Here is a 26,187-nt window from a genome sequence, read left to right as displayed (position 1 = left end):
CATCCCGCCCGACTTTCGACCACCCGCTCTTCTCCTCAGAGGTTGACACGTCATGACCCAGCCGCCCAGCCAGCCGCCGCAGGGCGGGTTCGGCGCCCCGCAGGACCCTCCCCCCGGCTCTCCGCAGCACCCTGGCCAGGGACACCCCGACCAGGCCCCGCCGCAGGGCCCGCCCGCCGGCCCCCCGCCTCCGCCGGGGGCCGCCGGAGGAGGCTTCGGCCCGCCACCGGAGCAGCCCGGCCAGGGATACGGCCACCCGGCCACGCCTCCGCCGCCGCCGGGCCAGCCACCGCAGGCCCCGCCGCCGCCCGGCCAGCCGCCCCGGACCCCACCACAGGGCCAGCCACCCATGCCGCCACCCGGCCAGCCCGGCTACGGCTTCCCGCAGGGCCCGGGCGGCGGTCAGCCGCCCACCGTTCCCCAGCAGTACGGCTATCCGGCCCAGCAGGGCTACCCGCCGCAGGGGCCCTACGGGCAGTACCCGGGAGCGGGCATGGGCCGGCCGGCGGCGCCCGCCTCCGGCCGCCGGGGGATGAACACCCAGATGACCATCATCATCGCGGCGGTCGTCGCCGTCGCGCTGATCGTCGGCGGCGGCATCTGGTACTCGTCGTCGGACTCCGGCGGCGGGAAGGACCAGGCAGCCTCGTCCAGCGGCGGCTCCTCCGGCGGCGACGGGAAGAACGGCTCGGGCGGCGCGCAGGGCGCCGGCGGCCTTGAGAAGGTGCCCTCCAACACCAGCGCCAACGTGCTGATGCAGGTGCCTGCGCCGAAGGTCGGCAAGGACGACGTGGTGAAGGCCGAGGGCTCCTGGCTGCACGGCTCGATCTACGCGAAGTCGGGCGAGGCCCAGGTCGTCGGCTACGACACGGCGACCGGCAAGCAGTCGTGGACCCTGCCGCTGGACGGCCAGGCGTGCGCGGGCTCCCAGGAGGTCACGGACGCCGGCGTCGCCGCGGTGGTCTACGAGGAGGGCAGGTCCAAGAACAAGAACGACTTCAAGCACTGCGACAAGCTCGCCGCCTTCGACATGGCCTCGGGCAAGAAGCTCTGGTCCAAGGAGATCCTGCTCGGCGACGACAAGCCCGACTACGACGAGGTCAGCATCAGCGGTGACGTGGTCGCGGTCGGCGGCGGCACCGACGGCGGGGCGGCGTTCGACCTCAAGACCGGCCAGGCCAAGTGGACGCCGCAGTCCGGCGACCAGTGCCACGACGTCGGCTACCGGGGCGGCGAGCAGCTCGTCGCGGTGCGCACCTGCGGCGACTACGACCACCCGAAGATCTCGGTGCAGCTGCTCGACCAGGGCGGCAAGCCGAAGTGGTCGTACAAGCTGCCCGACGGCGTCGACAACGCCAAGCTGATCTCCACCAAGCCCGTGGTCTTCGGCGTCGACTCCGGCGACATCACCGCCTCGGGCGTCACGGACGTCTTCACCCTCGACGACGCCGGCAAGCTCCAGTCGAAGATCACGCTGGAGGACGGCAAGTACAACCACCGCTGCGAGGTCAACGAGGTCCACTCCTGCTACGCCATCGCCGTCGGCAACGACAGGCTGTACGTGCCGACCGCGGAGCACCAGGGCAGCGGCGACGACTACGGCACCACCAACGAGATCGTCTCGTTCGACCTGACCACCGGCAAGCCCACCGGGGACCGGGCCGACGCCGGCCAGAAGTACAAGATCTTCCCGCTCCGGATGGACGGCTCCAACATCCTCGCCTACAAGGACGGTCCCTACGACAAGGGCGCGCAGGTCGTCACCATCGACAGCAAGACGATGAAGGAGACGAAGCTGCTGGAGACCCCGGCGTCGCGGAACGTGCTGGACGTGCTCAGCAGCATGGTCCCGGACCGGGCCGAGATCCTGTACGGCGGCGGGAAGCTGTTCATCGCCAAGCAGCTCGTCGGCTCCGTGCTCAGCCCCGACGAGAAGGCGTACACGGCGGTCGGATTCAGCGACTGAGGGCCACTGTCAGCCACCGATAGCCACCGGTAGCCGCTGCCGGCCGCTGCTGGCCGGTCGCTCGCGACGGCAGCCGACGGCCCCGCCCCTTGCCGGGCGGGGCCGTATTCGTTGGGCCTGCTCTCTGCCTGCGGCCGGGCTCGGATGTTCGTGCGCCGCCCTGCTGTTCGTGCCTGTACGGGGGTGTGGGCGGCCCGGGGACGTAAGGAACAGGGCGAATTCCAGCGCCTACCCGGACTTCTGGACAGTAATGCGGGCGCAATGTCGAACAGGCGTGTAGTTTCCGGGGGATGAACAGCGGGGGTGGGAGTGCTTCCCGGGCCATGCGTGCACCGGGTGTGGGGTATCTCCCGTACCTCCCGGGCCGTTGAGGCTCTGGCCGTCAGGGCCTGGGGGAGGAACAAGGAAAGGATCGGTTTTCGGTATGGGGGACTGGGGGGTTGCTCTATGGCGGCGGTCCGGATCGTGGTCGTCGACGACCATCGGCTGCACGCCGAGGCGCTGGCCTCGGCTCTCAAACTGCGCGGGCACCGCGTCCTGGCGGCGGCCGCGCCCACGGGCGGCGCCGCGGAACTGGTGATCGCGCGGGTGCCCGAGGTCTGCCTGATCGGCACGGCCGCGCCCGACCGGCCCGGCGTCTTCGACCCGGTGCTGAAGATAAAGCAGGACCGCCCGCAGGTGGCGGTCGTGGTCCTCGGCCCCGTGCCGTCGCCGCGCGGCATCGCCGCGGCGTTCGCCGCCGGGGCGAGCGGATACGTGCGCCACGACGAGCGGATCGAGGGTGTCGAGCGGGCCATCATGAAGGCCCGCGCGGGGGAGTCCGCGGTGGCCCCGGCGCTGCTCCAGGGCGCGTTCGGCGAACTGCTCAACCCGGCGGCCCAGCCCGACGACGAGGGCCAGCGGCTGCTGGGGATGCTGACGGCGCGGGAGGTGGAGGTGCTGGTGCGGGTCGCCGACGGGGAGGGCACCCGGCTGATCGCGGCGGGCATGGGCATCGCACCCTCCACGGCACGCACGCACGTCCAGCGGGTCCTGATGAAACTGGGCGTCGGCTCCCGCCTTGAGGCGGCAGCCTTGGCGGCGCGTACGGGGTTGCTGGACCGGGCGGGGCGCTCCCCGGGAGCGCGGTAAGCCGACGCCGGGGTGCACCCCGGTCCCCTCAGATCGGGGCTGTGCCCCGGCCTACCAAGGGGCGCGGGGAACTGCGCGACCAGCCACGATGCGACCGTCGGGTCGTCGCCGTCCCGAGGGGGCTGGTTCTGTCGCAGCCGGACCACCTGCCGGTGGGTGGTTGCTCGCGCAGTTCCCCGCGTACTGAAGGAAGCCGGGGTTGCGCCCACGGTGGGGGCGCCCTTACTCGGGGGTATCCGCCGGGGCGGGCGGTGCCGCAGGCCGCAACTTCAGCCAGAGCAGGAACAGCAGGCCGAGGATCAGCATCCCGATGCCCGTCCACAGGTTGATGTTGATGTCCTGCGCCTTCTTGATGTCCGCGTCGGACGCGGTGAAGCCGGCGATCGTCACGATCACCCCGTACACCACGAAGAGCCCCCCGATGATCCGCCGGATGTCGAAGAGCCGCGCCGCGGTCGCGGACCGCCGCTCCAGCTCGGCGACCTCCTGCTGGTACTCCGTCTCGACCGGGGCGGAGCCCCGCCCGCTCTCGTTCTCGTCAGACATGCTCGGTCGTCCTTACGGTGCTCAGAGGGAGAAGGGGACGTAGCAGATGGCAGCGAGGACCACCGCGCCCCAGCCCAGCAGGGCCGGCCGGCGGTACCACGCGTCGTCGCCCTCGGCGGGCGGCTCCTCCATCCCGGGGGACCTGGTGCCGTACACCAGGCCCGCCAGCGACTCGGACGGCTTGGGCCGCGTCGCGTAGGAGACCGCCACCATCACGAGCGCGCCGACCACGAAGGCGACGATGGACGAGACGAAGTTGGCGCCCTGGTCGCTGGGGATGCTGATGACGCCCCCCTTGTACAGCCAGAAGTAGTTGACCATCGCGGCGACGGTGCCGGAGAGCAGGCCCCAGAAGCCGGCCGCGGCGGTGGTCCGCTTCCAGAACATGCCGATGATGAACACCACGAACAGCGGGACGTTGAAGAACGAGAACAGCGTCTGGAGGTAGTTCATGATGTTGCTGAAGCTGGAGGCGATGAACGCCGTGCCCATGCCGATCAGCACGCCGACCGCGGTGACCACGCGCCCGGTCAGCAGGTAGTGCCGGTCGCTCTGGCCCTTCTTCAGGTAGGCGGCCCATATGTCGTTGGTGAAGACGGTGTTGAACGACGACACGTTCGCCGCCATACCGGCCATGAACGCGGCGAGCAGGCCGGTCACCGCGATGCCCAGCACGCCGTTGGGCAGCAGGTCGCGCATGAGGACCGGTATCGCGTCGTTGTAGGTCAGGTCGCTGTTCTTCTGGCCGATGGTCGGCTCCATCACCAGCGCGATCAGGCCCGGCACCACCACGACCATGGGTATCAGGATCTTGGGGAAGGCGGCGATCAGCGGGGTGCGCTTGGCGGCCGAGAGGTTCTTCGCGGACAGCGCCCGCTGCACCTCGGCGAAGTTCGTCGTCCAGTAGCCGAAGCTCATCACGAAGCCGAGGCCGAGGACGATCGTCAGCCAGTTGGCGCCGAGCGGGTTGGACGAGCCGATGCCGGTGCCGCCCCAGGCGCTCATGAAGTTCTCGCCGTGCGAGGCGGTCAGCTTGTCGCTGATGCCGCTCCAGCCGCCGACCCGCTTGAGGCCGACGATGGTCAGCGGTATCAGCGCGGCGAGGATCACGAAGAACTGGAGCACCTCGTTGTAGATCGCCGAGGAGAGCCCGCCGATGGTGATGTAGAGGAGCACGAAGAAGCCCGCCACCACGATCGCCACCCACTGGGGCCAGCCCAGCAGCGCCTGGAGCACGATCGCCATGGCGTACAGGTTGACGCCCGCGATCAGCACCGAGGAGACGGCGAAGATGATCGACGAGAGCAGGTGCGAGGAAGGACCGAACCGGTGCAGCAGGAACTCCGGGACGGAGCGCACCTTCGAGCCGTAGTAGAAGGGCATCATCACGAGGCCCAGGAAGACCATGGCCGGGATGGCGCCGATCCAGTACCAGTGCACCGTGTAGGCGCCGTACTGCACGCCGTTGGCCGCCATGCCCAGGATCTCCGTGGCGCCGAGGTTGGCCGCGACGAAGGCGAGCCCGGTGACCCAGGCGGGCAGGGAGCGGCCTGAGAGGAAGAAGTCGAGACTGGTCTTCACCGAGCGCCGGGCGGCGAGCCCGATGCCCAGCACGACCGCGAAGTAGATCGCGAGAATCGCGTAGTCGAGCCCGTTCGTGGGGAGACGGAGCCCTTCGGCGAGGTTTTCCATGGGGGGTACCCGCTTCGTTGGCTGAACTGAACGGAGCGGAACCTACGCTGAACCCTTAAAGAAGTGAACCGTTTGCCTGATGTTCTTTGTTTGATTGTGATCGAGAGAGTCGTTTTGTCCCTGATGTTCGCTACGGAACGAGGCGAACCTCACAGAAAACCCCTAGGTTTACCGTCTCGTCTCCGTTGACGGTGCTGTGCGGTTGTGATTTGTTGTGTTCGGTTGTGTTGGGCAGGCGGCAGGAAGCGGGAGCGCGGCGTGAAGAAGACCTCGACCAGGCTGGCCGACGGTCGCGAGCTCATCTACTACGACCTCGAAGACGGCGTCGCCCGGGACGCCGTGGACCGGCGGCCGCTCGAACCGGCCGGCCTCGTCCACTCGGAGATCCGGCACGACAGGCTGCTCGGCGACGCGGTCGCCGTCGCCTCGCACCGCCAGGGCCGCACCTACCACCCGCCCGCCGACGAGTGCCCGCTCTGCCCGTCCCGCGAGGGCCGGATGAGCGAGATCCCCGACTCCTCCTACGACGTCGTGGTCTTCGAGAACCGCTTCCCGTCCCTGGTCGGCGACTCGGGCCGCTGCGAGGTCGTCTGCTTCACGCAGAACCACGACGCGTCCTTCGCCGACCTCACCGAGGAGCAGGCGGCCCTGGTCCTTTCGGCCTGGACCGACCGCACCGCGGAACTGGGCGAGCTGCCCGCGGTCAGCCAGGTGTTCTGCTTCGAGAACCGCGGCGAGGAGATCGGCGTCACCCTCGGCCACCCGCACGGCCAGATCTACGCCTACCCCTTCGTCACCCCGCGCACGGCGCTGATGCTCCGCTCGCTCGCGGACCACCGGGAGCGCACCGGGCGCAACCTCTTCGACGACACCGTGGCCGACGAACTCGCCGACGGCCGCCGGATCGTCCTGGACACCGAGCACTGGACCGCGTTCGTGCCGTACGCCGCCCACTGGCCGTACGAACTGCACCTCTACCCCAAGCGGCGGGTGCCCGACCTGATCGCGCTCGACGACGCCGCGCGCGCCGAGTTCCCGCGGGTCTACCTGGAGCTCCTGGGGCGCTTCGACCGGATCTTCGGTCCCGCGGGCGCCCCGGGGGACGACGCCGGGGCCGCCGCCGGGACCGCGGAAGCGGTCACCCCGCCCACCCCGTACATCTCCGCATGGCACCAGGCTCCCACCGGCGACCTCGCCTCCTTCGGCGTCGCGCGCCACGACTTCGCGCTTCACCTTGAGCTTTTCACTATCCGCCGCACTTCCGGCAAGCTGAAGTTCCTCGCGGGTTCCGAATCCGGCATGAGTGTGTTCATCAACGATGTGCCGCCGGAGGCCGCGGCCGAGCGACTGCGAGAGGTAGCGAGTAGATGAGTGGGACGTATCTGGTCACGGGGGGTGCGGGCTACGTGGGCAGCGTGGTCGCGGCCCACCTGCTTGAGGCCGGACACCGGGTGACCGTGCTCGACGACCTCTCCACGGGCTTCCGCAGGGCGGTGCCCGAGGGCGCCGAGTTCATCGAGGGCCGTGTCCAGGACGCCGCCACATGGGTGGACTCCCGCTACGACGCCGTGCTCCACTTCGCCGCCTTCTCACAGGTCGGCGAGTCCGTCGTCAAGCCCGAGAAGTACTGGGAGAACAACGTCGGCGGCACCATGGCCCTGCTCGCGGCCATGCGCGACGCCGGGGTGCGCACGCTCGTCTTCTCGTCCACCGCCGCGACGTACGGCGAGCCGGTGCACACCCCCATCACCGAGTCCGACCCCACCGCGCCCACCAGCCCCTACGGCGCCAGCAAGCTCGCCGTCGACCACATGATCAGCGGCGAGGCCGCGGCGCACGGCCTGGGCGCCGTTTCCCTGCGCTACTTCAACGTGGCCGGCGCGTACGGCGAGCAGGGCGAGCGGCACGCGCCGGAGTCGCACCTCATCCCGCTGGTCCTCCAGGTCGCCCAGGGCCGCCGCGAGGCCATCTCGGTCTTCGGCGACGACTACCCCACCCCGGACGGCACCTGCATCCGCGACTACATCCACGTCGCCGACCTCGCCGAGGCCCACCTGCTCGCGCTGGACGCCGCCACCCCCGGCGAGCACGTCATCTGCAACCTCGGCAACGGCAACGGCTTCTCGGTCCGCGAGGTCATCGAGACCGTCCGCAAGGTCACCGGCCACCCGATCCCCGAGGTGGCCGCGGCGCGCCGCGGCGGCGACCCCGCCGTGCTGGTCGCCTCCGCCGACGCCGCCCACACCCGGCTCGGCTGGAGCCCGCAGCGTGCCGACCTCGCCGGGATCGTCGCCGACGCCTGGGCGTTCGCCCAGCGGATCGCCGATCAGGCCCCGGATGGCGGCCCGGCCGCCTGACAAGCGGCACCTCTTTTTGAGCTTTTGAGGCCCGTACCACCGCGCCGCCCGGCCCGCGCCGGGCGGCGCACCCCGTGTTCCAGCAGCCAGCAGCAGGAGGAGCAGCCGTGACGACCGCCGAGACGGCCGAGGCCGTGGCCAAGGGTTTTCGGAAGCTGTACGGGGCCACGCCGGACGGCGTCTGGGCCGCCCCCGGCCGCGTCAACCTGATCGGCGAGTACACGGACTTCAACGAGGGCTTCGTCCTGCCCCTCGCCCTGCCGCACACCGCCGTCGCCGCCGTCGCCCCGCGCACCGACGGCGTGCTGCGGGTGTACTCCGCCGACACCGGCACCCCGGTGACCGAGCTGCGCGTCGACGAGCTGGTGCCGCGCACGGACGCCGGCTGGGCCACCTACCCGGCGGGCGTCGTCTGGGCGCTGCGCACGGCCGGACACGAGGTCACCGGGGCGGACCTGTACCTGTCGTCGACGGTGCCGACCGGCGCCGGCCTCTCCTCGTCGGCCGCGCTGGAGGTCGTCACGGCCCTCGCCCTGAACGACCTCTTCGAACTCGGCCTGAAGGGACCCGAGCTGGCCCGCCTCGCCCAGCGCGCCGAGAACGACTTCGTGGGCGTGCCCTGCGGGGTGATGGACCAGATGGCCTCCGCCTGCTGCGCCGAGGGCAACGCCCTGCACCTGGACTGCCGCGACCTGTCGACGCGCCAGGTCCCGTTCGACCTCCCGGCCCGGGACCTGGACCTGCTGGTGGTCGACACCCGCGTGAAGCACGTCCTGGGCGACGGGGCGTACGCGGAGCGGCGCGCGGGCTGCGAGGAGGGCGCCCGGCTGCTCGGCGTCTCGCACCTGCGGGACATCGCCTACGAGGAGTTGCCCGCCGCGCTGGAGCAACTGGCCGAGCACGAGCGCAGGGGCGAGGCCGCGGACGACCGGCTGCGCCGCTACGTCCGCCACGTCGTCAGCGACGACCACCGGGTGGAGCAGGTCATCTCCCTGCTCGACGCCGGCGAGGTGCGCGCGATCGGCCCGCTGCTCACCCAGGGCCACGCCTCGCTCCGCGACGACCTGCGGATCTCCTGCGCAGAACTGGACCTCGTCGTCGAGCGCGCGGGGGCGGCCGGTGCGCTCGGGGCCCGGATGACCGGTGGCGGCTTCGGCGGCTCGGCGGTCGTGCTGGTGGAGCGCGCCGCGGCCGAGCAGGTCACGTCGGCGGTGGTCGACGCGTTCGCCGAGGCGGGCTTCACGCCGCCCCGGGTGTTCTCGGCGATACCGTCGCAGGGGGCGCACCGGGTCGCCTGAGGGCGCGCGGGGCAGGAGCGTGCCTCAGATCCTGGAGCCCCGGCACCGGGGGCCGCCGGGCCCGCGTCCTGCCGGGGCGCCCCGCGCCCGTACCCGCGGATCCCCCGCGGGCCCCGCCTCGAAGTCCCCTACGCGAGGCGTTTCGTCAGGGTGTACTCGGTGATGCCCGGCGGGTAGTCCGGGATCTCGCAGACGACGTCGTAGCCGTACTTCCGGTAGAAGTCCGGTGCCTGGAAGTCCCACGTCCACACGCGCGAGTGGAGGCATCCGCGGTCCTCGCGGGCGGTCCGCTCGGCGTCGAGGAGCAGCCGGGAGCCGAGGCCGGTGGCGCGGTGCCGTGCGTCGACCCAGAGGAGGTTGACGTGCAGCCAGTGCGCCCAGGTGTGCGCGTCGAGCCCCGCGACCAGCTCCTCCCCGCCGCCCTCGTCGGAGAACACCCATATCTGGAGCGGGAGTTCGCGCTCGTCCGCGGTGCCCCGCAGCGCACCGATGATCGGGGAGGCCGCGGTGTTGGCCTCCCGCAGCCGGGCCCTCAGCAGGTCGCGGCGAGGCCTGTCGACCTTGGCCGTCTCGGTCTCCACTCGGAACATATGACTCACGATAATGACCGGCCCGCCGGCCACCGCGGGCGGGCGACCCCGTGCGCCCCACCTGCCCCGCGACCGATCGCCGAGTTCTGCAAAGGGCCTTCCGCTCCGGCCGGGCGGCCTTACTCTGAGAGCAGCACCGGTGGGGGCCGGTGCAGATCAGGGGGCGAAAGAAGTCGGGTACGACGCCCGGGGCGGGGGTAGCAGTTCCAGCACGGCGGCGGCCGTGCGGCTGTGGCGACCCTGAACCGGCCCGTGAGGGTTCCGGTCACCGCACTCCGGGCGCCGTGCCCGCATCGACCGTCCCCCGACCCGTGGGGGTTTGACGTGGTTCGTATCCGAGTACTGGTCGTCGACGACCACCGTATCTTCGCCGAGTCTCTCTCCGCGGCCCTGGCCGCCGAGCCCGACGTCGACGTCACTCCGGCCGGCAGCGGCCGGATGGCACTGCGCTGCCTGGAACGGGCCGTCGCGGTCGGCCGCCCGGTCGACGTGCTGCTGGTCGACGCCGACCTCGGTCGCGGCGCACCGGTCGCCGTGGCCGGCGCGGCTTCCGTGGGGCCGGGCGTTCAGGGACACGCGGGCCGCCTGGCGGCCGCTCCGGTGTCCGGGCGCCGCGCGGTCGCCGTGGCCGACGCCGTCGTCGAGCAGCCGGTCGACGGCATCTCGCTGGTGTCCGCGGTGCGTTCGGCGCAGCCGTCGGTGCGGTGCGTGGTGCTCGCCGAGAAGGACGACCCGCACCGCGCGGCTCTCGCCCTCGCGGCCGGCGCCAGCGGCTGGGTCGCCAAGGACTGCTCGCTCACCCGCCTGCTCACGGTCGTACGGGGCGTGCTGCGCGACGAGACGCACCTGCCGCCCGCGCTGCTCACCGGCGTGCTCCGGGAGCTGACGGCGGCCCGCAAGCACCGTACGGAGAGCGAGCAGCTGGTGGAGTCGCTGACGCCCCGCGAGCGGGAGGTGCTGCGCTGCATGGTCGCCGGCCTCGGCCGCAAGGCGGTCGCCGAGCGGCTCTTCCTCTCCCCGCACACCGTCCGCACCCACATGCAGAACGTCCTGGGCAAGCTGGGCGTCCACTCGACGCTGGCCGCGGTAGCGCTGGCGCGGCGAGCCGGGGTGGGGCCGGCGGACCTGGAGGAGGCGTCCTGACGGACGCGTGTGCCCCGGAAGGGGCGCGGGGAACTGCGCGCTCAGCCACGACTGGGGGCACCTCCCACGCCCTTCAGGCAGTGGGGGACGTCAGATCGCCACCGTCCTGAAGGGGCAGTCTCTGCCGTCTCCGGTTCGTCGGTGGGTGGTGGGCTGCTCGCGCAGTTCCCCGCGCCCCTTCCGGGGCGGCCCCTGACGTCGCGTGGGCGCGACAAGCCACGACGGGACCGTCAGGTCGCCCCGGGCACAACGGGGCACCCTCGACCGCACCCGGCCGGCAGGCCGGCTACCCGGGCACGTTGTCGAACGGCGCCGTCAGATGCCGCAACAACGCCGCCAACTCACTGCGCTGCGCCCGGGAAAGCTCCGCAAGCAGCGTCCGCTCCTGCTCCAGCAACCCCGCCAGCGCCTCATCCGCCCGATCCCGGCCGGAGTCCGTGAGCCGGACCAGCACGCCGCGCCGGTCGCTGGGGTCCGGCAGCCGCTCGACGAGCCCCTTCTTCGCGAGCCGGTCGATGCGGTTGGTCATGGTGCCCGAGGTGACCAGCGTCTGGGTGAGGAGCTGGCCGGGCGAGAGCTGGTACGGGGCGCCGGCGCGGCGCAGGGCCGTGAGGACGTCGAACTCCCACGGTTCGAGGCCGTGCTCCGAGAAGGCCAGCCGGCGAGCCCGGTCCAGGTGCCGGGCGAGCCTGCTCACCCGGCTCAGTACCTCAAGCGGCTCGACATCGAGGTCCGGGCGCTCACGGCGCCACGCTGCGACCAGCCGATCGACCTCGTCCTCCATGAGATCAGTCTAGAGGATCTGTCGATGTGAAGTCTCTTGACGTCAAGATATACTGACTGTGACGATGTCAGTGGTCACCCGGACGCTGGATGCCCGCTACCGAGGCATGCCCGGACCAGGGCGTGCCCGGGCCCGCCCGCGCCGTCCGCGCGGTGATCCACGTCCCGCCCCGTGAGGAGGCAGCACCCGCCATGCCCAGCACCGCTCCCACCTGGGACCCCGGCCAGTACCTGCGCCACGCGGGCCACCGCGCCCGCCCCTTCGCCGACCTGCTCGCCAGGGTTCCCGAACTTCCGGACGGCGGAGGCCGCCGGCCGGTGATCGCCGACCTCGGCTGCGGCCCCGGCAACGTCACCCGGCTGCTCGCCGACCGCTGGCCGACCGCCCTGATCACCGGCCTGGACAACTCCCCGCAGATGCTGGAGCAGGCCCGCCGCGAGCAGGCCGGACCCACCCCGGCCGGCGGCCGGATCGAGTTCGCCCCCGCGGATGCCCGGACCTGGGCGCCCGAGGAGCCGTTGGACCTGATCATCAGCAATGCCACGCTCCAGTGGGTGCCGGGCCACCCGGACTCCTTCCCTGCCTGGTTCGACGGCCTGGCGCCGGGCGGGGTGCTGGCGTTCCAGGTGCCCGGCAACTTCGACGCGCCCAGTCATGCGCTGATGCGCGAGCTGGCGGCCTCCGAGCGGTGGCGGGGCCGGCTGGGTGCGGTGCTGCGGCACACCGACGCGGTGCTGGAGCCCGCCGGCTACCTGGACCGGCTCCTCGCGCTCGGCGCCGAGGCCGACGTCTGGGAGACCACGTACCTGCACCTGCTGCCCGGCGACGACCCGGTGCTCGACTGGGTCAAGGGCACCGGCCTGCGGCCCGTCCTCGCCGCCCTCGACGACGACACCGACGCCAGGGAGGCCTTCCTCGCCGAGTACCGCGACCTGCTCCGCGCGGCCTACCCGCGCACCCCGCACGGCACGGTCCTGCCGTTCCGGCGGATCTTCGCGGTGGCGGTCAAACGGGCGGACGAGGCGGCGGACGGGGCCGTGGGCACCGAGGGCACGGACGGGAAGGGGGCCCGGTGATGCTGGTGGCCATCGACCACGTCCAGCTCGCCGCCCCCGCCGGCTCGGAGGACGCGCTGCGCGCCTTCTACACGGGCGCCCTCGGCATGACGGAGGTGCCGAAGCCGCCGGTGCTCGCGGCGCGCGGCGGCTGCTGGTTCCAGGCGGGCTACGTCCAGCTCCACCTGGGCACCGAGAAGGACTTCCGCCCCGCGAAGAAGGCCCACCCCGGCCTGAGGGTGCGCGACATCGAGTCCTTCGCGGCCCGCCTCGCCGCCCGCGGCGCCGAGATCACCTGGGACGACGACCTCCCGGGCCACCGACGTTTCTACACGCAGGATCCGGTGGGCAACCGGCTGGAGTTCCTGGAGCCGGTCACACGTCCTTGAACGCCTCCGGGGAGATGTCGATGTCGATGTCGATGTCGAAGGGTGCTCCGAGCTTGAGCTGGTCGTGGTGGATGCCGGTCGACTCGTACTGCTTGGCCACCGGATCGAGCTCGTACGTGCGCACCACGGGCCGGTGGTTTCCCTCGGTCATCTCGACCAGCCAGAAGTACGGGATGCCGGCTGTCGCGTATTTGTGGGGCTTGGTGTCGCGGTCGCGGGACTCGGACTCGGGCGAGACGACCTCGACGGCGAGCACGACGTCGGACACATGGAAACTGGTCTGTTCCAGGCTGGCGTAGCCCTCCGCCCGGATGACGCTGACATCTGGTTCGGGTCCGTTGCGGCGGTCCAGCACGATGGTCATGCCGCGGCTGACCTTCAGGCGGCTGGGAACGGTACGGCGGAGTCCTGCCACCAGAAGGTCGATCATGACGCTGTGGAAAGACGTCTGCGGGGCCGCGAAGACCAGACTCCCGTCGATCAATTCTGCGTGCGACGGGAGGTCGGGCAGCGTGAAGAGGTCGTCCACCGTGAACCCGTCCAGGGGTGGGCATAGGCCAGCGACAGCCGTGCTCGGTAACCGGCTCGGCGGCGGCGGTCATGATTCCTCCCGTGACTCCTCCCCCGGCTGATGCCGGGGGCTTCTCGCTAGCCCTGGCGGGTGTCGCGGCGGGCCAGCCCGGCCCGTAGTACGTTCAGGGCGCCCACGGTGTCGGCGTGCGCGTGGTGGCCACACGCCTGGCAGTGGAACTTCTCCTGGGTGGGCCGGTTCTCCTTGGCGGTGTGCCCGCATTCGGGGCACCGCCGGGAGGTGTTGCGGGGGTCCACAGCCATCACTACCCGTCCGGCGCATTCTGCCTTGGCGGTGAGTACCTGGAGGAACACCCCCCATCCGGCATCGGCGATCGAGCGGTTGAGCCCGGCCTTCGCGGCGGCCCCGTTCGGCAGGAAGATGCCCGACTGTTCCCGGTCCGCCTTCGGCGTGGGGGCCTTGCTCATGTTGCGGATCTTGAGGTCTTCGTGCGCGATGAAGTCGTTGCCGCGTACGTAGGCCAGGGCGGTCTTGTGGGCGTGGTCCAGGCGCTGACGGCGCACCTTGCGGTGCAGGTGGGCCACGACCTGAACGGCCTTGCGGCGGCGCTTGGATCCCCGCTTGCACCGGCTGAGCGCCTGCTGCGCCGTCTCCAGTGCGGTGGCGGCCTTCTGGCCGTGACGCGGGTTGGGCACGAACTCACCATGGGAGTCGGCGAGGAAGTGGGCTATGCCCATGTCGATGCCGATCACGGAGCCGGTCGGCTCCAGGGGCTCGGGGCGGGCCTGGTCGGCGGTGAGGATGACGTACCAGCGTCGGCCCTCACGCTTCACCGAGATCGTCTTGACCTTGCCGACCACAGGCCGGTGCTGGTGCACCCTGACGTGTCCCACGCCTTGGAGGCGGACACGGGTCACGGGGTCGTGCGGCGTGGCATCCCAGCGGCATCCGTCGCCGTCCCTGGGGAAGTCCACGGTGTCGAACCGCTTGCCTGAGCGAAAACGCGGATATCCCGGCTTGTCGCCGGCCTTCACCCGCCGGAAGAACGCGGCGAACGCCTTGTCCAGGCGGCGCAAGGTGGCCTGCTGGCTGGAGAACGACCAGCGCCCCTGACACTCCGGATCGAAGGCCCGGATGTCCTTGAGCTGCGCGGACTGCTGCCCGTACCGGACGGTGGTCTTCGAGACGTGCCGGTGGGCGTCGCGGCGCTCCTGTAACGCCCCGCTGTAGAGCGAGCAGTGATCACGCAACATCTCGGCAAGCGCACCCTGCTGACCCACAGTGGGCCGCATCAGGAACTTGTACGCACGGATCACCCGGCACACCCCCTCTCGGGCCAGCCCGCAAGGACGCGTCTCCCCCCGGCTGAAGCCAGGGGTTACCCACGCAAGATCAACGGATGGAAAGGATTCTGGGCCTGTTCCTCCACGGTATCGGGCGGAATTCACCGCTGTCACCGCAAAGAGTGATCAAGGACGGGTTTGATCGGTAATGTTCGAGAAGTGAACCCCGAATGGGCGCCGCGCACGCCGGCGCGCCTGTCCCGGAGCCACCCCGGACCACCCCGGGAGCACTCGCCCCCGGAGACCGGCCCCGGGACGTCCGAACGCACCCCTAAGCCTTCCGGTGGCCTATCAGCCGAGGCCGCTGCTCAAGACCGTCGAGGCCGTGCCAGGCGAGGTTCACCAGGTGGGCCGCCACCTCCGCCTTCTTCGGGCGGCGGACGTCGAGCCACCACTGCCCGGTCAGGGCGACCATGCCGACCAGGGCCTGGGCGTACAGCGGGGCCAGCTTGGCGTCGAAGCCCCGGCTCTTGAACTCGCGGCCGAGGATGTCCTCGACCTGCGTGGCGATGTCCGAGATCAGCGAGGCGAAGCTGCCCGTGGACTGCGGGATGGGGGAGTCGCGGACCAGGATGCGGAAGCCGTCCGTGTGCTCCTCGATGTAGTCGAGCAGGGCGAACGCCGCCTGCTCGCACAGCTCGCGCGGGTGGCCCGCGGTCAGCGAACCGGTCACCATGTCCAGCAGCCGCCGCATCTCGCGGTCCACCACCACCGCGTACAGCCCCTCCTTGCCGCCGAAGTGCTCGTAGACCACCGGCTTGGAGACCCCGGCCTTCGCCGCGATCTCCTCGACCGACGTGCCCTCGAAACCCCGGGCCGCGAAGAGGGTGCGACCGATCACCAACAACTGCTGACGGCGCTCCGCGCCGGTCATCCGGGTGCGGCGGGTCCGCCGCGGTTTCTCACTGCTCGGATTGCTGCTGGTGTCGCTCGCCACACCGACCATCATGCCGCGTCGGCGGCACCGCCATCGGCGGGGGACGAAATCGCCTGGCGCCGGGCGTCGATGCGCGACTGCGAGGGCCAGCGGACGTCGTAGGCCCAGCCCAACTGCTCCATCCACCGGATGATGCGCGCCGAGGAGTCGATCTGGCCGCGCATCACGCCGTGCCGCGCGCAGGTCGGGTCGGCGTGGTGCAGGTTGTGCCAGGACTCGCCGCACGACAGCACCGCGAGCCACCAGACGTTCCCGGACCGGTCACGCGACTTGAACGGCCGCTTGCCCACGGCGTGGCAGATCGAGTTGATCGACCACGTGACGTGGTGCAGCAGGGCCACGCGCACCAGCGAGCCCCAGAAGAAGGCCGTGAACGCCCCCCACCACGACATGGTCACCAGGCCGCCGACCAGCGGCGGGATGAGCAGCGACGTCACCGTCCAGATCACGAACTGCCGGGAGATCGCGCGGATCGCCGGGTCCCGGATCAGGTCCGGTGCGTACTTCTCCTGCGGGGTCTGCTCCTCGTCGAACATCCACGCGACGTGCGCCCACCACAGGCCCTTGATCAGGGCTGGCACCGTCTCGCCGTACCGCCAGGGCGAGTGCGGGTCGCCCTCCGCGTCGGAGAACTTGTGGTGCTTGCGGTGGTCCGCCACCCAGCGCACCAGCGGGCCCTCGACGGCCATCGAGCCGATGACGGCCAGCGCGATCCGCAGCGGGCGGCGCGCCTTGAACGAGCCGTGGGTGAAATAGCGGTGGTAGCCGATGGTGACCCCGTGGCAGCCGAGGTAGTAGAAGAAGACCAGCAGGCCCAGGTCGAGCCAGCTCAGCCCCCAGCCCCATGCCAGCGGTACCGCGGCGAGCAGAGCCAGGAAGGGGACGGCGATGAAGAGGACCAGGGTGATCTGCTCGATCGAACCCTTCTGCTCACCGCCGAGCGTGGCGGAGGGGAGGGGAGTGCCGGACGGCGCCTGTGGGGCGTCTTCCATCACATCGGAGCTCGTGCTCATAGGCGTTCCTGTGGGTCGAGGGGGATGGCAGGTGCCCGGCCGGAAACCTACGCTTCCGTAACCTACGGCATCGTAAGTATGACAGCGCGCCGCTTGTCAGCAAGAGGCCGGACAGCCGCGCCGCGGCCGAGACACCTATCCTTGACTCGGTCGGACAGCGTGGTCCGCTCTGTGTCCTTCCCGGTCCCGGGCGGCGCTAGCCGTGGATCACGGGGATGTCAGCGGGAAGGGACACGGAACCACCGGTACAGATCAGTGCAGACCCGGCATATGACCGGGACCTCCAGACGTGAGACGTGCCTCACCACTGCAAGGAGCCGCACCTGTGAGCAGTGCAGACGACCACCGCCGCCGTGCCACCGCGGGTGCCGCCGGCACCGCCGGTGCCGAACTCCGCGCCGACATCCGCCGACTGGGTGATCTGCTGGGCGAAACCCTGGTACGCCAGGACGGACCGGAACTCCTCGAACTCGTCGAACGCGTCCGCCGCCTCACCCGCGAGGACGGCGAGGCCGCCGCGCGCCTCCTCGGCGAGACCGACCTGCTGACCGCCGCCAAGCTGGTCCGCGCCTTCTCCACCTACTTCCACCTCGCCAACGTCACCGAGCAGGTGCACCGCGGCCGTGAACTGCGTGCCCGGCGCGCCGCGGAGGGCGGGCAGCTCGCCCGCACCGCCGACCGCCTCAAGGACGCCGACCCGGGGCACCTGCGCGAGACGGTCCGCAACCTCAACGTACGCCCGGTCTTCACCGCGCACCCGACGGAGGCCGCGCGCCGCTCCGTCCTCAACAAGCTCCGCAGGATCGCGGAGCTGCTGGAGACCCCCGTCATCGAGGCCGACCGGCGCCGCTACGACATCCGCCTCGCGGAGAACATCGACCTCATCTGGCAGACGGACGAGCTGCGCGTGGTGCGCCCGGAGCCCGCCGACGAGTCCCGCAACGCCATCTACTACCTGGACGAGCTGCACGCGGGCGCCGTCGGCGACGTGCTGGAGGACCTCACCGCGGAGCTGGAGCGGGTCGGCGTGCAGCTGCCCGACGACACCCGCCCGCTCACCTTCGGCACCTGGATCGGCGGCGACCGCGACGGCAACCCCAACGTCACCCCCGACGTGACCTGGGACGTCCTGATCCTCCAGCACGAGCACGGCATCAACGACGCCCTGGACCTCGTCGACGAGCTGCGGGGCTTCCTGTCCAACTCGATCCGCTACGCCGGCGCCACCGAGGAGCTGCTCACCTCGCTCCAGGACGACCTGGAGCGGCTCTCGGAGATCAGCCCCCGTTACAAGCGCCTCAACGCCGAGGAGCCCTACCGGCTGAAGGCCACCTGCATCCGGCAGAAGCTCGTCAACACCAAGCAGCGCCTGGCCAGGGGGATCCCGCACGAGCCGGGCCGCGACTACCTCGGCACCGCCGAGCTGCTGCGCGACCTCGTGCTGATCCAGACGTCGCTGCGCGAGCACCGCGGCGGCCTCTTCGCCGACGGCCGGATGAACCGCATCATCCGCACCCTCGCGGCGTTCGGCCTCCAGCTCGCCACCATGGACGTCCGCGAGCACGCCGACGCCCACCACCACGCGCTCGGCCAGCTCTTCGACCGGCTCGGCGAGGAGTCCTGGCGGTACGCGGACATGCCGCGCGAGTACCGCACCAAGCTGCTCGCCAAGGAGCTGCGCTCCCGCCGCCCGCTGGCCCCGACGCCCGCCCCGCTCGATGCGGCCGGTGAGAAGACGCTCGGGGTCTTCCACACCGTCCGGCGCGCGCTGGACGTCTTCGGGCCCGAGGTGATCGAGTCGTACATCATCTCGATGTGCCAGGGCGCCGACGACGTGTTCGCCGCCGCCGTGCTCGCCCGCGAGGCGGGCCTGCTCGACCTGCACGCCGGCTGGGCGAAGATCGGCATCGTGCCGCTGCTGGAGACCACGGACGAGCTGCGCGCCGCCGACGTCATCCTCGACGAGATGCTGGCCGACCCCTCCTACCGCCGGCTCGTCGCGCTGCGCGGCGACGTCCAGGAGGTCATGCTCGGCTACTCGGACTCCTCCAAGTTCGGCGGCATCACCACCAGCCAGTGGGAGATCCACCGCGCCCAGCGCCGGCTGCGCGACGTGGCGCACCGCTACGGCGTGCGCCTGAGGCTCTTCCACGGCCGCGGCGGCACCGTCGGCCGCGGCGGCGGCCCCTCCCACGACGCCATCCTCTCGCAGCCCTGGGGCACCCTGGAGGGCGAGATCAAGGTGACCGAGCAGGGCGAGGTCATCTCGGACAAGTACCTCGTGCCCTCGCTCGCGCGGGAGAACCTGGAGCTGACCGTCGCGGCCACCCTCCAGGCCTCCGCCCTGCACACCGCGCCGCGCCAGTCCGTCGAGGCGCTGGCCCGCTGGGACGCGGCCATGGACGTGGTCTCGGACGCGGCGCACGCCGCGTACCGGCGCCTCGTCGACGACCCGGACCTGCCCTCGTACTTCTTCGCCTCCACCCCCGTCGACCAGCTCGCGGACCTGCACCTGGGCTCCCGGCCCTCGCGCCGTCCCGACTCCGGCGCGGGGCTCGACGGGCTGCGGGCGATCCCGTGGGTGTTCGGCTGGACGCAGTCGCGGCAGATCGTGCCGGGCTGGTTCGGCGTGGGCTCCGGCCTCAGGGCGCTGCGGGAGGCCGGGCTCGACCCGGTGCTCGACGAGATGCAGGAGCACTGGCACTTCTTCCGCAACTTCATCTCCAACGTCGAGATGACCCTCGCCAAGACGGACCTGCGGATCGCCCGGCACTACGTCGACACGCTCGTCCCCGACGAGCTGAAGCACGTCTTCGAGACCATCGAGGCCGAGCACGAGCTGACGGTCGCGGAGGTCCTGAAGATCGCCGGCGGCGAGAAGCTGCTCGACACGCAGCCGGTGCTCCAGCAGACGTTCGCCATCCGCGACGCCTACCTGGACCCGATCTCCTACCTCCAGGTCAGCCTGCTCGCCCGGCAGCGTGCCGCGGCCGAACGCGGCGAGGAGCCGGACCCGGTGCTCGGCCGGGCCCTGCTGCTCACGGTCAACGGCGTCGCGGCGGGCCTGCGCAACACCGGCTGACGGCCGGCCCGCCGACCGGTCGGCCCGGGGGCGTGCCCCGTCCCCGGGCCCCGGCCGTGCGGCGCAGTGCATCGGCTGGGCGGGAGCGGCCCGGTGGCTCCGTGCTCGACCACCCACGGACATCAGCCGGGCGGCACCGCCCGTCGACTCGCAAGGCGTCACGCGGTGCACGGATCGTCAAGAAACCGTGCACCCCACGTCAAGGACAGTTCGCCGTCCGGACGGCATCCTCAAGGGGACGGGGGACGGCCCACGGAAGCCTCGCGCCGGGGGAATCCGTACATGGGGGGACCGCAGGGTATCCGCGGGCCGGCCGCCGCGGCAGCAGGATCGGACACCGAACCGCTGCCGTCCCCGGTGTCCCGGCGTGTGCACGCCGTCGTCCGCCGGCCGACGCGCTGATGGGGGTCAGCGCTCGTGGGGAATGGCGGGCCGGGACGGCACCGCGAGAACGGCGGACACCGGAAGGGGAGCGACGGGCGGGGCACTGCACCGGTCCGCCCGTCGCTCTCGTCATATCCGCGGGCGCGCGAGGTGCGGGTGGCGCATCGGCTGGGCCCCTGCGGTATCCGGGCGCCCCGGCACCGGCGGCACATGACGCCAGGTCACATCGTGAGGGCCGCCGCGGCCAGCACCGCCAGGCCGAGGAGGCCGGTCACCCATCCGGTCTTGCGGAGCCTGAGCCCGCCCGCGATCACCACCGCCGCGAGCACCAGCGCACCGCCCAGCGGCAGGCAGGCCCGCACCAGCCCGGCCGAGCCGGTCCGCACCACCTCGTCGCCGTGCGCGGTCGCCACGGGGATTTTCGCACCCTTGTGGATGCCCACCGTCTCGTCGAGCACCACGGTGTCGCGGCGTGCCGCGCCGGGTGAGGCGGGGGCGTAGGTGCCGGTGCAGCGGTCGTCGGTGCAGCGCGTGACGGTCATGGTGCCGCGCCCGGCGCCGCCCATCGCGGCCCGGGCCGGGTGCCAGGACGCCCAGACGCCCGCGGCCACCACCAGCACGACCAGCAGGCCCAGCAGAAGGTGCCGGGCCAGCAGCAGGAGCCCGTACGCGCTCTCGCCGACCCTGCGCATCCGGCTCCGCCGGGCGACGGAGCCGATCCGCCGCGTCGAGGTGGACGTGCCAACCATGGCGGCGATCCTTGGCCATGGGTGGCCATGGGGTCAACCGTCCGGGAGCGGCTCGCGGCAAGTGCGGTGACAGATCACCTGTGCACGGAGTCGTGAGGAGTTGTGCGGATGTAGGTCAGGAGTTGTAGGTTCCCTGTGCGCGCTCCAGGCCCTCCGCGACCAGGCACTCCACGGCGTCCGCGGCCCGGTCGACGAAGTAGTCGAGCTCCTTGCGCTCGGTGGAGGAGAAGTCCTTCAGCACGAAGTCGGCGACCTGCATCCGCCCCGGCGGCCGTCCGATGCCGAACCGCACCCGGTGGTAGCCGGGACCCATCGCCTTCGTCATGGACTTGAGGCCGTTGTGGCCGTTGTCGCCGCCGCCCAGCTTCAGCCGCAGCGTGCCGTAGTCGATGTCCAACTCGTCATGGATGGCGACGATGCGCTCCACCGGCACCTTGTAGAAGTCCCGCAGCGCCGCGACCGGGCCGCCGGAGAGGTTCATGTACGACAGCGGCTTGGCCAGCACCACCCTGCGGCTGCCCGGCCCGGGCGGCCCGATGCGGCCCTCCAGGGCCTGGGCCTGCGCCCTGGCGGCCCGCTTGAACGCTCCACCCATCCGGTCGGCCAGCAGGTCGGCCACCATGTAGCCGACGTTGTGCCGGTTGCCGGCGTATCCGGGGCCGGGGTTGCCCAGCCCCACCACCAGCCAGGCCCCGCCGTCGTCCGCCATCGACTGACCTCCTCGCACATGCGGGCAGCCGCCCCGGGGAGGGCGGCTGCTGACGTCTCGTCATCGTGCCGGGTGCGGCGCTCGGGGCCCGGCGGCCCCGGTCCCGGGCCGCCGCGGATGGCGGCGGTCCGGAGGGGAGGCCCGGACTCCCGGGCCGGAGGTCAGACCTCCTCGACCTCGGCCTCCTCGGCACCCTCCGCCGGGGCCTCCTCGGCCTGGGCGGACAGCACCTGGAGGACGACCGCGTCCTCCTCCACGCCCAGCGCGACGCCGGACGGCAGCGCGATGTCCTTGGCGAGGATGGAGGCGCCCGACTCCAGGCCCTCGATGGAGACCGTCACGGACTCGGGGATGTGGGTGGCCTCGGCCTCGACCGGCAGCGCGTTCAGCACGTGCTCCAGGAGGTTGCCGCCGGGGGCCAGCTCGCCCTCGGTGTGCACCGGGATCTCGACGGAGACCTTCTCGCCGCGCTTCACGAGGAGCAGGTCGACGTGCTCCAGGAAGCCCTTGATCGCGTCGCGCTGGACGGCCTTCGGGATCGCCAGCTCCTTCTTGCCGTTGAGGTCCAGGGCGATCAGGACGTTGGGGGTACGCAGCGCCATCAGCAGGTCGTGGCCGGGCAGCGTGATGTGCACCGGGTCGCCGCCGTGGCCGTAGACCACGCCGGGCACCTTGTCGTCGCGGCGGATGCGCCGCGCGGCACCCTTGCCGAACTCGGTACGGGTCTCGGCGGCGAGCTTCACCTCGGGCATGTGCACTCCTCGTAACTCGGACGTCTCACGACGTCGTCCAGTGGCCTGCAGCGGGATCCCCTGCTCGAACGAGCCTGGGAAGGTCACCCGGCCACACGACTGGCCTGCCACGAAGAGCGCGTCGATAACGGACCGCCGCGGCCTGTCACGGCCACGGCCTCCCTCGCCGAGCAACGGTGACAGGTTACCCGGCGGTGCGGCCGGGCCCCAAAAGGATCACCGTTCTCAAGGACCACCGTCCCGGTGGGGGCGCCCCGGAAGGGGCGCGGGGAACGGCGCGACCAGCCCGCACGGCGGTTCGCCGGACGACGACCGCCAGGGGCTGGGCCCGTCTGCTCGCCGCAGGCGGGTCGTGGCTGTTGCGCAGTTCCCCGCGCCCCTTGTCAGGGCTGTGCCGCGGCCGCTGAGGTCCGTTGCCGGCTGCTTGCGCGTGCCCATTGCTCGCGCCCACGCGGCGGAGCCGCACATCGAAAACAGCCCCGCGCCCCTTTTCGGGGCTGTGCCGCGGCCGCTGAGGTCCGTTGCCGGCTGCTTGCGCGTGCCCATTGCTCGCGCCCACGCGGCGGAGCCGCACATCGAAAACAGCCCCGCGCCCCTTGTCAGGGCTGTGCCGCGGCCGCTGAGGTCCGTTGCCGGCTGCTTGCGCGTGCCCATTGCTCGCGCCCACGCGGCGGAGCCGCACATCGAAAACAGCCCCGCGCCCCTTTTTCGGGGCGCGCCCCACCGCAAAGGTGGCCGGAAACCGGCTCCCCGCGCCCCTTCGGGGCGCTAGTCCTCGAAGAGGCTGGTCACCGAGCCGTCCTCGAAGACCTCCCGGACGGCCGTGGCGATCAGGGGAGCGATCGACAGCACCGTGATCTTGTCGAGGTCGAGCTCGCCCGGCGTGGGCAGCGTGTTCGTGAGCACGAACTCGCTGACCTTGGAGTTCTTCAGCCGGTCGGCCGCGGGCCCGGACAGCACCCCGTGCGTCGCGGTCACGATCACATCCGCCGCACCGTGAGCGAACAGCGCCTCCGCCGCGGCGCAGATCGTGCCGCCGGTGTCGATCATGTCGTCGACCAGCACGCACACGCGGCCCTCGACGTCGCCGACGACCTCGTGCACCGTGACCTGGTTGGCCACGTCCTTGTCGCGGCGCTTGTGCACGATGGCCAGCGGCGCGCCGAGCCGGTCGCACCAGCGGTCCGCGACGCGCACCCGCCCGGCGTCCGGCGAGATCACGGTCAGCTTGCTCCGGTCCACCTTCGCGCCCACGTAGTCGGCCAGGATGGGCAGCGCGAAGAGGTGGTCCACGGGACCGTCGAAGAAGCCCTGGATCTGGTCGGTGTGCAGGTCCACCGTGAGGATGCGGTCGGCGCCCGCTGTCTTCATCAGGTCGGCCACCAGGCGCGCCGAGATCGGCTCCCGGCCGCGGTGCTTCTTGTCCTGCCGCGCGTAGCCGTAGAACGGCACGATCACCGTGATGCTCCGCGCGGAGGCCCGCTTCAGAGCGTCGATCATGATGAGCTGTTCCATGATCCACTTGTTGATCGGTGCCGTGTGGCTCTGGATCAGGAAGCAGTCCGCTCCGCGCGCGGACTCCTGGTAGCGGACGTAGATCTCGCCGTTGGCGAAGTCGAACGCCTTCGTCGGCACCATCTGGACACCGAGCTGCTCCGCCACCTCCTCCGCCAGCTCGGGGTGGGCGCGGCCGGAAAAGAACATCAGCTTCTTCTCGCCCATTGTCTTGATCCCGGTCACAGCACTGTCTCCTCGGCCTGTGGTTGTCGACCGCTGCACCCGTACGCGTCCCTCAGCGACGAGCCAGCCACGGTGTCTTCAGGGGACGCCCCAGCCCCCCGCGTTTATGCACGTAACACGGTACGCCGCCATTGACGCACCTATTTTCGGACAGTTCTCCTCCTGCTTCCAGCCATTCTCGGTCGATCCCGGGCAGCATGCAGTGCCCCGGAATCCTCCGGGGTACCACGCGCCACCTCCCAGGACCACCCGGTGGCCTCCGGATCAGACTCCGTCGTCCGATCCGTTCCCGGTGCCGGCGCCGCCCGCCGCACGGGTGGCCTCCGTCCCGGTCGTCGCTCCGGCCGTCCCGGCCGCGGCGGGCGTATCCGCCCCCGCCGCTTCGACCCGTGCCGCCTCGGCCGCCTTCGCGGCCGCGCTGCCCGCCCGACGCCGCTCCACCCAGCCCTCGATGTTGCGCTGCTGGGCGCGGGCCACCGCCAGGGAGCCCGGCGGGACGTCCTTGGTGATCACCGAGCCCGCGGCCGTGTACGCCCCGTCGCCCACCGTCACGGGGGCGACGAACATGTTGTCCGAGCCGGTGCGGCAGTGGGAGCCCACGGTGGTGTGGTGCTTCTCCTGGCCGTCGTAGTTCACGAAGACGCTGGCCGCGCCGATGTTGGTGAAGTCGCCGATGGTGGCGTCGCCCACGTACGACAGGTGCGGCACCTTGGTGCCCTCGCCGACCGTCGCGTTCTTCATCTCGACGTACGTGCCGGCCTTCGACTTCGGGCCAAGACGGGTGCCCGGCCGCAGGTACGCGTACGGGCCCACCGAGGCGCCCGCGCCCACCTCCGCGGAGTCCGCGACCGCCGTGTGCACCCGGGCCCCGGCGCCCACCAGCGTGTCGGTGAGCCGGCTCTGCGGGCCGACCTCGCAGCCCTCCGCGAGGTGCGTGGTGCCCAGCAGCTGGGTGCCGGGGTGGACCACCACGTCCTGGCCGAACGTGACGGTCACGTCGACCCAGGTCGAGGCGGGGTCCACGACCGTGACGCCGGCCAGCATGGCCCGCTCCAGCAGACGGTCGTTCAGGAGCCGGCGGGCCTCGGCGAGCTGGACGCGGTTGTTGATCCCCGCGATCTCCCGGTGGTCGGCCGCCACGGCCGCGCCCACCCGGTGGCCCTGGCCGCGCAGGATGCCCAGGACGTCGGTGAGGTACTCCTCGCCCTGGCTGTTGTCCGTGCGCACCTGCCCGAGCGCCTCGGCGAGCAGCGGGCCGTCGAACGCGAACACGCCGGAGTTGATCTCCCGGATCTCCCGCTGCGCCTCGGTCGCGTCCTTGTGCTCCACGATCGCCAGCACCGCGCCGGTGGACTCGTCGCGCACGATCCGGCCGTAGCCGGTGGCGTCCGGAACCTGTGCCGTGAGCACGGTCACGGCGTTGCCGTCGGCGGTGTGGGTCGCGGCCAGCCGCCGAAGCGTTTCCCCGGTGAGCAGCGGGGTGTCCCCGCACACCACGACGACGGTGCCGTCGACGACGGGCACGGGGCCCGAGCCGTTCGCCGCCGGGTCCGGGCGCCCGCCCAGCTCCGCGAGTCCCACCCGCACGGCGTGCCCGGTGCCGAGCTGCTCGTGCTGGACGGCGGTCCTGGCCCCCGGGTCCACCTCCGCGCAGTGCGCCACCACCTGCTCGCGGGCGTGGCCCACCACCACGACGACCTGCTCGGGACCCAACTTGCGCGTCGCGGTGAGCACATGCCCGATCAGCGAGCGGCCGCAGATGTCGTGCAGGACCTTCGGGGTCGCCGACCTCATCCGGGTGCCCTCACCCGCGGCGAGGACGACGACGGCTGCCGGCGGGTTCTCCCCTGTTCGATCAGAGCCGAGAACTCGGGGATTGATGGCGCTCACAAGACTGCCCTTCGGCTGGGGTGCGGGGGGACGTCCGGGGGTGTTTCGGCTGGGGACATCCGCAGGATACCGGGGCGAAGAGGGCCGGAAACGGAAGCGGGTCCC

At 71.6% G+C, this 26,187-nt stretch carries 20 protein-coding genes and 2 pseudogenes; 9 read left to right on the top strand and 13 right to left on the bottom strand.

Annotated features, from left to right (window positions below; all coding sequences use genetic code 11):
• Positions 1 to 349: 349 nt before the first annotated feature.
• Together Sm713_RS25395 and Sm713_RS25390 are read left to right on the top strand one after the other, a co-directional pair.
• On the top strand, positions 350 to 1,966 hold the full coding sequence (locus tag Sm713_RS25395) for a PQQ-binding-like beta-propeller repeat protein (RefSeq protein ID WP_249416680.1): 1,617 nt from the start codon (positions 350 to 352) through the stop codon (positions 1,964 to 1,966).
• A gap of 447 nt (positions 1,967 to 2,413) precedes the next feature.
• On the top strand, positions 2,414 to 3,097 hold the full coding sequence (locus Sm713_RS25390) for a response regulator transcription factor (RefSeq protein WP_212912408.1): 684 nt from the start codon (positions 2,414 to 2,416) through the stop codon (positions 3,095 to 3,097).
• A 222-nt stretch (positions 3,098 to 3,319) separates the two neighbouring features.
• Here the strand turns inward: Sm713_RS25390 and Sm713_RS25385 are convergent, their stop codons facing one another.
• Both Sm713_RS25385 and Sm713_RS25380 read right to left on the bottom strand, forming a co-directional pair.
• Positions 3,320 to 3,643: a hypothetical protein gene (locus Sm713_RS25385; protein ID WP_212912407.1), complete on the bottom strand. Its 324-nt coding sequence runs from the start codon at positions 3,641 to 3,643 to the stop codon at positions 3,320 to 3,322.
• A gap of 21 nt (positions 3,644 to 3,664) precedes the next feature.
• Entirely contained in the window at positions 3,665 to 5,335 is a 1,671-nt protein-coding gene (locus Sm713_RS25380) for a sodium:solute symporter family protein (protein WP_212912406.1), read from the bottom strand.
• Between the two features lie 258 nt (positions 5,336 to 5,593).
• Between Sm713_RS25380 and galT the strand changes: the two genes are divergently transcribed.
• From galT to galK, 3 genes are all read left to right on the top strand, one after another.
• On the top strand, positions 5,594 to 6,706 hold the full coding sequence (gene galT / locus Sm713_RS25375; RefSeq protein WP_212912405.1) for a galactose-1-phosphate uridylyltransferase: 1,113 nt from the start codon (positions 5,594 to 5,596) through the stop codon (positions 6,704 to 6,706).
• Positions 6,703 to 7,692 (top strand): UDP-glucose 4-epimerase GalE, encoded by a 990-nt coding sequence (gene galE / locus Sm713_RS25370; RefSeq protein ID WP_212912404.1) that lies wholly within the window; start codon positions 6,703 to 6,705, stop codon positions 7,690 to 7,692. The genes galT and galE overlap by 4 nt, the downstream gene beginning before the upstream one ends.
• Before the next feature lie 107 nt (positions 7,693 to 7,799).
• Positions 7,800 to 8,990, top strand: a complete 1,191-nt coding sequence (galK, locus tag Sm713_RS25365) for a galactokinase (RefSeq protein WP_212912403.1) — start codon at positions 7,800 to 7,802, stop codon at positions 8,988 to 8,990.
• A gap of 128 nt (positions 8,991 to 9,118) precedes the next feature.
• Here the strand turns inward: galK and Sm713_RS25360 are convergent, their stop codons facing one another.
• Complete coding sequence (locus Sm713_RS25360) at positions 9,119 to 9,592, bottom strand: N-acetyltransferase (RefSeq protein ID WP_212914820.1); 474 nt, start codon at positions 9,590 to 9,592, stop codon at positions 9,119 to 9,121.
• Positions 9,593 to 9,904: 312 nt separating this feature from the next.
• Here Sm713_RS25360 and Sm713_RS25355 point away from each other — a divergent pair, with 312 nt between their 5' ends.
• On the top strand, positions 9,905 to 10,723 hold the full coding sequence (locus Sm713_RS25355; protein WP_212912402.1) for a response regulator transcription factor: 819 nt from the start codon (positions 9,905 to 9,907) through the stop codon (positions 10,721 to 10,723).
• A 286-nt stretch (positions 10,724 to 11,009) separates the two neighbouring features.
• Here the strand turns inward: Sm713_RS25355 and Sm713_RS25350 are convergent, their stop codons facing one another.
• Positions 11,010 to 11,507 carry a MarR family winged helix-turn-helix transcriptional regulator gene (locus tag Sm713_RS25350; protein ID WP_212912401.1) on the bottom strand — a complete coding sequence of 166 codons (498 nt, stop codon included), beginning with the start codon at positions 11,505 to 11,507 and terminating at the stop codon, positions 11,010 to 11,012.
• Positions 11,508 to 11,698: 191 nt separating this feature from the next.
• Between Sm713_RS25350 and Sm713_RS25345 the strand changes: the two genes are divergently transcribed.
• Together Sm713_RS25345 and Sm713_RS25340 are read left to right on the top strand one after the other, a co-directional pair.
• Complete coding sequence (locus Sm713_RS25345; protein ID WP_212912400.1) at positions 11,699 to 12,583, top strand: trans-aconitate 2-methyltransferase; 885 nt, start codon at positions 11,699 to 11,701, stop codon at positions 12,581 to 12,583.
• On the top strand, positions 12,583 to 12,951 hold the full coding sequence (locus Sm713_RS25340) for a VOC family protein (RefSeq protein WP_212912399.1): 369 nt from the start codon (positions 12,583 to 12,585) through the stop codon (positions 12,949 to 12,951). Before Sm713_RS25345 ends, Sm713_RS25340 begins: the two co-directional genes overlap by 1 nt.
• On the opposite strand, the pseudogene Sm713_RS25335 reads toward Sm713_RS25340, so the two are convergent.
• From Sm713_RS25335 to Sm713_RS25320, 4 genes and pseudogenes are all read right to left on the bottom strand, one after another.
• Positions 12,938 to 13,553, bottom strand: a pseudogene (locus Sm713_RS25335) (Uma2 family endonuclease). The gene Sm713_RS25340 and the pseudogene Sm713_RS25335 overlap by 14 nt on opposite strands.
• 46 nt (positions 13,554 to 13,599) lie before the next feature.
• Entirely contained in the window at positions 13,600 to 14,799 is a 1,200-nt protein-coding gene (locus Sm713_RS25330; protein ID WP_212912398.1) for an RNA-guided endonuclease TnpB family protein, read from the bottom strand.
• A 298-nt stretch (positions 14,800 to 15,097) separates the two neighbouring features.
• A complete protein-coding gene (locus Sm713_RS25325; RefSeq protein ID WP_212912397.1) occupies positions 15,098 to 15,775 on the bottom strand; it encodes a TetR/AcrR family transcriptional regulator in 678 nt (225 codons plus the stop codon).
• Positions 15,772 to 16,776: an acyl-CoA desaturase gene (locus Sm713_RS25320; protein WP_212912396.1), complete on the bottom strand. Its 1,005-nt coding sequence runs from the start codon at positions 16,774 to 16,776 to the stop codon at positions 15,772 to 15,774. Before Sm713_RS25320 ends, Sm713_RS25325 begins: the two co-directional genes overlap by 4 nt.
• Positions 16,777 to 17,101: 325 nt before the next feature.
• Here Sm713_RS25320 and ppc point away from each other — a divergent pair, with 325 nt between their 5' ends.
• Positions 17,102 to 19,858, top strand: a complete 2,757-nt coding sequence (gene ppc / locus Sm713_RS25315; RefSeq protein ID WP_374196068.1) for a phosphoenolpyruvate carboxylase — start codon at positions 17,102 to 17,104, stop codon at positions 19,856 to 19,858.
• Positions 19,859 to 20,463: 605 nt separating this feature from the next.
• Here ppc and Sm713_RS25310 read toward each other — a convergent pair.
• The 5 genes and pseudogenes from Sm713_RS25310 to glmU form a co-directional block, all read right to left on the bottom strand.
• Complete coding sequence (locus Sm713_RS25310) at positions 20,464 to 20,991, bottom strand: hypothetical protein (RefSeq protein ID WP_212912395.1); 528 nt, start codon at positions 20,989 to 20,991, stop codon at positions 20,464 to 20,466.
• A 115-nt stretch (positions 20,992 to 21,106) separates the two neighbouring features.
• Positions 21,107 to 21,700 (bottom strand): aminoacyl-tRNA hydrolase, encoded by a 594-nt coding sequence (gene pth / locus Sm713_RS25305; RefSeq protein ID WP_212912394.1) that lies wholly within the window; start codon positions 21,698 to 21,700, stop codon positions 21,107 to 21,109.
• A 161-nt stretch (positions 21,701 to 21,861) separates the two neighbouring features.
• The gene (locus Sm713_RS25300; RefSeq protein ID WP_212912393.1) at positions 21,862 to 22,452 is read right to left on the bottom strand and encodes a 50S ribosomal protein L25/general stress protein Ctc; all 591 of its coding nucleotides are present in this window, start codon (positions 22,450 to 22,452) and stop codon (positions 21,862 to 21,864) included.
• A gap of 768 nt (positions 22,453 to 23,220) precedes the next feature.
• Positions 23,221 to 24,192 carry a ribose-phosphate diphosphokinase gene (locus Sm713_RS25295; protein WP_212912392.1) on the bottom strand — a complete coding sequence of 324 codons (972 nt, stop codon included), beginning with the start codon at positions 24,190 to 24,192 and terminating at the stop codon, positions 23,221 to 23,223.
• A 366-nt stretch (positions 24,193 to 24,558) separates the two neighbouring features.
• A pseudogene (gene glmU / locus Sm713_RS25290) lies at positions 24,559 to 26,073 on the bottom strand (bifunctional UDP-N-acetylglucosamine diphosphorylase/glucosamine-1-phosphate N-acetyltransferase GlmU); the annotation flags it as partial.
• Between the last annotated feature and the right edge of the window lie 114 nt (positions 26,074 to 26,187).

The sequence above is a fragment of the Streptomyces sp. TS71-3 genome (assembly GCF_018327685.1).
Lineage (GTDB): Bacteria > Actinomycetota > Actinomycetes > Streptomycetales > Streptomycetaceae > Streptomyces.
The sequence above is the reverse complement of the archived record's forward strand: the minus strand, read 5'-3'. Positions and strand labels throughout refer to the sequence as shown.

Coding starts and splice junctions, on each gene's coding strand:
- Sm713_RS25385 (WP_212912407.1), bottom strand. CDS start 3,643: ATGTCTGACGAGAACGAGAGCGGGCGGGGCTCCGCCCCGGTCGAGACG.
- Sm713_RS25390 (WP_212912408.1), top strand. CDS start 2,414: ATGGCGGCGGTCCGGATCGTGGTCGTCGACGACCATCGGCTGCACGCC.
- Sm713_RS25380 (WP_212912406.1), bottom strand. CDS start 5,335: ATGGAAAACCTCGCCGAAGGGCTCCGTCTCCCCACGAACGGGCTCGAC.
- galE (WP_212912404.1), top strand. CDS start 6,703: ATGAGTGGGACGTATCTGGTCACGGGGGGTGCGGGCTACGTGGGCAGC.
- Sm713_RS25320 (WP_212912396.1), bottom strand. CDS start 16,776: ATGAGCACGAGCTCCGATGTGATGGAAGACGCCCCACAGGCGCCGTCC.
- Sm713_RS25395 (WP_249416680.1), top strand. CDS start 350: ATGCCGCCACCCGGCCAGCCCGGCTACGGCTTCCCGCAGGGCCCGGGC.
- Sm713_RS25345 (WP_212912400.1), top strand. CDS start 11,699: ATGCCCAGCACCGCTCCCACCTGGGACCCCGGCCAGTACCTGCGCCAC.
- Sm713_RS25300 (WP_212912393.1), bottom strand. CDS start 22,452: ATGCCCGAGGTGAAGCTCGCCGCCGAGACCCGTACCGAGTTCGGCAAG.
- Sm713_RS25310 (WP_212912395.1), bottom strand. CDS start 20,991: ATGGTTGGCACGTCCACCTCGACGCGGCGGATCGGCTCCGTCGCCCGG.
- pth (WP_212912394.1), bottom strand. CDS start 21,700: ATGGCGGACGACGGCGGGGCCTGGCTGGTGGTGGGGCTGGGCAACCCC.
- Sm713_RS25340 (WP_212912399.1), top strand. CDS start 12,583: ATGCTGGTGGCCATCGACCACGTCCAGCTCGCCGCCCCCGCCGGCTCG.
- Sm713_RS25325 (WP_212912397.1), bottom strand. CDS start 15,775: ATGATGGTCGGTGTGGCGAGCGACACCAGCAGCAATCCGAGCAGTGAG.
- Sm713_RS25350 (WP_212912401.1), bottom strand. CDS start 11,507: ATGGAGGACGAGGTCGATCGGCTGGTCGCAGCGTGGCGCCGTGAGCGC.